This is a genomic window from Ferrovum myxofaciens (genome assembly GCF_000735045.1).
GTDB lineage: Bacteria > Pseudomonadota > Gammaproteobacteria > Burkholderiales > Ferrovaceae > Ferrovum > Ferrovum myxofaciens.
Map to the genome: position 1 here is coordinate 1 of NZ_JPOQ01000179.1, position 3,562 is coordinate 3,562.

A 3,562-nucleotide genomic window follows, 5' to 3' on the forward strand; every position below is an offset into this window, starting at 1 on the left:
ATTTGCTGGAAATCATTGATGACCGTTCGGCTACCCGTGCCACCATTCTCACCAGCCAATTATAATGCTGTGCACAGCATTATAATTGTAATGCGGAGTTTAATCTTATGCGGAGTCCCGCTTTGGAGACCCCGCTTCCACCTCATTCTTGAAGCTTTTTTCTCCGCATAACAGATTGCACTTTTAGTGAAGCAATCAATTTGTCAGTAGCCTTGAATCGCCCAGTGCGCAGCTTCGGTGCAATGACGGATTCGAGAGCCTCAAGTTTTGCTGACGGATCCACGCGCGTGTACATTTCGGTCGTTTGCATGCTAGCGTGACCGAGCCATAAGGAGACCTTGCGTATATCTTTGGTCGCCTGTAAGACCGTTAGGGCACAGGTGTGTCTCAATACATGCGGAGACACGCGTTTTGTAGCCAGAGACGTACAGCGTTTGGCGGCAGTTTTGACGTGCTTGCGTAAAATGTATTCGAATCCAGCTCGTGTCATTTGTTCGCCACGAGCGTTGAGGAACAATTCAGGTGTCAAATTTTTGCCTCTGACCGCCAGCCACGCCAGCACTGCCGACGCCGTTTCTTTCCACAAGGGCAAGCAACGTTGCCGACGACCTTTCCCGTGGATGATAACGCTTGCGTTTGGTTGAAGTGTCAGGTCGGCTGTTTGCAGCCCGGTCAGCTCGGAAACGCGCAGTGCACCGGCGAAGCACAAATGAAGCATTGCGCGATCACGAATTCCGCTCCGTGTGATTGGTACTGGAGCATCCAGAATTGCCTGCAACTCTTCTACCGTGAGATGTTTGACGAGACGGCTATCCGTTTTCTTTACTGGAAGTGCGAGAACTTGCCGAATTTGCTCCAAAGCTGATGGCACACGGTATTCCATGTAGTGCATGAACGACTTGATGGCTGCGAGTCTTGTGTTTCTCGAATTCGGTCCATTACCGCGTGTCGTTTCAAGATACCCCAGAAAGTCGACAATCAGCTGCGCATCAATTTGCTCAAGTTGCAATTGCGATGGCGGTATCTTGAGAATATTACTGGCGTATTCGAAGAGCAGCTTGAAAGCGTAGGAATACGACTCACAGGTGTTGTCGCTGGCACCGCATTCGATTGGAAGGCGCTGTTGGAGAAACGCTGAGATATGTGGGGCAATCGGCGTCATGATTGTGCTCCTGTCACAAAGGTCTCGCACTGCTCTGCAATACTTTTCATAAGATCGGGCGTGGCTTCCAGATACCAGTAGGTATGCGCAACATTGCCATGTCCGAGATAAGTCGAAAGTGCCAGCATGTGTTTCGTGATGTGATCACGACCATCCGGGCAACTTTCCAGAGATCTCACCGCAAAGCTGTGCCTCAAGGAATGGGGTGTTGGTCGAGGTCGCACCGGTAGACATGGCAAGCCAATTGCGTTTGCAACTGTGCGAAATGCCGTTTCAACGTCATTAATGATGAGCTGCTTTCTGCGCAACGAAACAAATACATGATCGTCCAACGGGGCATAGGGACGCCGCTGTTCAAGATAACGTTCGAGGCCAGCCCGAGCAGTGTCGTGAAGGGGAACAAGGCGACTCTTGCGGAATTTAGTATTTCGAATCAGTATCCCATCCGGTGTAATGTCGCCATAGCGCAAGTGAATGGCTTCAGAAGTACGAAGTCCTGTACATGCCAGCAGCGAGAAGAACGTGCCATAGGTCTGGCGGCGCAACGAGTGGCAACCCAATTGGAATGCTGCCTGCACGAACCGCTGAATGACCTCACCGGACATAATGTAGGGGACTGGTCGTGGTCCTTTCTCGCTACCAAATATGGCTGCCGGAATTTCGTGGCGCGGATCTTCAGCCCTGGCGAAACGCGTGAAACGAATTACGTCGCCAAGTCGGCGCGCGCGCTGATGAACCGTTCGCGCTAGCCCAGTCCATTCGACGGCCGTTGCCCGGCAAACGTAGTCCTGCCCTCGTACGTCAGAGTAAGCGGCAAAGTTGAGCAAACAACCCCCCTCTGATTTGAGTTCAAACCCGCATGCACGGCGCATAGCAAGATATGTCTCCACAAGGTCGATTATCATGACTGCACCTCCGGCCATGGCTGGGCAATCTGTTGCAGTGTTGGACGATCAACTTTGGCGTAAATCTGTGTTGTCGTGATGGAACGGTGACCAAGAATGACCGCGATGTCCTGCAACGATGTACCGTTTCGCAGCATTGAAGTTGCGAGCGAATGACGAAGCACATGAGCGGCGCCGCCGCTCGGACAGTGAACATCGGCCCGTCGCATTGCTTTGGCAACGATCACCGAAATTGCGCAGTGATTTGCAAAGGCATGGAGTGGCGCACGGGAGCCAATAAATAGTGCAGTAGTGTCGGTTGGTGGTCGTCCATCTTGCAAGTAATTGATGATCGCCTGACCAACCTCCTGGGTGAGTGGGAGTTTTGTCTGTCGTCTGCTCTTGCCCGTGACTGATAGCCAGGCACCTTTCCAGTCGATATCCTCCAGTTGTATCTGGACGATATCACCTGCTCGTAATCCCAATCGTGCAAGCAAGAGCAGAATCGCCCGATCCCGTCGACCAATGGGTGAGCCAAGATCACACGAATCGATGACCCGCTCAACGTCTTCCGATTGCAGGTACCGTGGCAGAGAAGAAAGTTTCCATTGAGCGACAACGGGAACGGCGTCAGCCAGATTAGCAGCGCACTTGCCATCAGCGATCAGAAAGCGAAGAAACATACGTAACGCAGTCGTACAGTTTTTGGTCGCTGCTAATCCCTGCTTACTGCTTGTGTCCAAAACAAACTGGCGCAAACACTTGGCATCGAGTCTGCTCGGTTCATCTCCAATATATTTCAGCAAATCTCTGATCGAAATGCTGTAAGTACAAAGAGTGGAATCTTTCGTGCCACGTCGCAGACGCATCCACTCACAAAACGAAGTGAGCAAGACTGGATTCTGCACTGTTTGCACAGCGCCAAATGTATCGATGATGCCGGCGCCATGAAGGTAACCCATGAATAGACGGGCGCCGCTTACCAAATTCATTCGATCATAGTGTCCGTAGCCAGAACACTGGCATTGGGTCAGGTGTTTGTCGAAACGGGAAAGGACTTGCTCCTGAAATTCGTCAACGCGAATGCCATTCTGATCTGCCCAATAAATCAGGTGTTCCGCCGCTCGAATGTGGCGACGTCCGGTGATCTCCGCATAACCTGCTTGCCACAGATCATGAGCAAATCCTTCCAGAAATGATCCGCCAGAGCTGTTGCAAAGCTTGCGAACTCTTTCCTTCGACTCAAAATAATTTGGAAACATGACATCCTCCTTAATCGGCCGAATTGGCCTAGGAAGACAGTACGATTATGCGGAGAAAAAAGCTTCAAGAATGAGGTGGAAGCGGGATCCCCAAAGCGGGACTCCGCATAAGATTAAACTCCGCATTACAATTACCCATCGAACACTGGCATGCGTGGATCGGGGATGCCACCATTGCTGACGCCCTGCTGGATCGGGTTATGCAACGGCATCACCGTTTCACGCTGACCGGAGAATCCTTACGGAGAGGAAAA

Annotated in this window: 3 protein-coding genes and 1 pseudogene; 1 reads left to right on the plus strand and 3 read right to left on the minus strand. The window is 51.6% G+C overall.

The genetic code is table 11. The features are described from left to right. Positions 1–142: 142 nt before the first annotated feature. Genes IV91_RS0112585 through IV91_RS16025 form a run of 3 tightly spaced genes read right to left on the minus strand, consistent with a single transcriptional unit; the run spans position 143 to position 3,308 of the window. Positions 143–1,162: a tyrosine-type recombinase/integrase gene (locus IV91_RS0112585; RefSeq protein ID WP_031598963.1), complete on the minus strand. Its 1,020-nt coding sequence runs from the start codon at positions 1,160–1,162 to the stop codon at positions 143–145. Beyond that, a complete protein-coding gene (locus tag IV91_RS0112590; protein WP_031598965.1) occupies positions 1,159–2,067 on the minus strand; it encodes a tyrosine-type recombinase/integrase in 909 nt (302 codons plus the stop codon). Before IV91_RS0112590 ends, IV91_RS0112585 begins: the two co-directional genes overlap by 4 nt. Next, a complete protein-coding gene (locus IV91_RS16025) occupies positions 2,064–3,308 on the minus strand; it encodes a site-specific integrase (protein WP_051862705.1) in 1,245 nt (414 codons plus the stop codon). The genes IV91_RS0112590 and IV91_RS16025 overlap by 4 nt, the downstream gene beginning before the upstream one ends. A 128-nt stretch (positions 3,309–3,436) precedes the next feature. On the opposite strand from IV91_RS16025, the pseudogene IV91_RS19545 reads away from it, so the two are divergent. After that, positions 3,437–3,562: pseudogene (locus tag IV91_RS19545) on the plus strand (ATP-binding protein); the annotation flags it as partial.

What these genes read in the sequence shown, in the direction of transcription:
- IV91_RS0112590 (WP_031598965.1), bottom strand. Translation starts at nt 2,067, where the DNA reads ATGATAATCGACCTTGTGGAGACATATCTTGCTATGCGCCGTGCATGC.
- IV91_RS16025 (WP_051862705.1), bottom strand. Translation starts at nt 3,308, where the DNA reads ATGTTTCCAAATTATTTTGAGTCGAAGGAAAGAGTTCGCAAGCTTTGC.
- IV91_RS0112585 (WP_031598963.1), bottom strand. Translation starts at nt 1,162, where the DNA reads ATGACGCCGATTGCCCCACATATCTCAGCGTTTCTCCAACAGCGCCTT.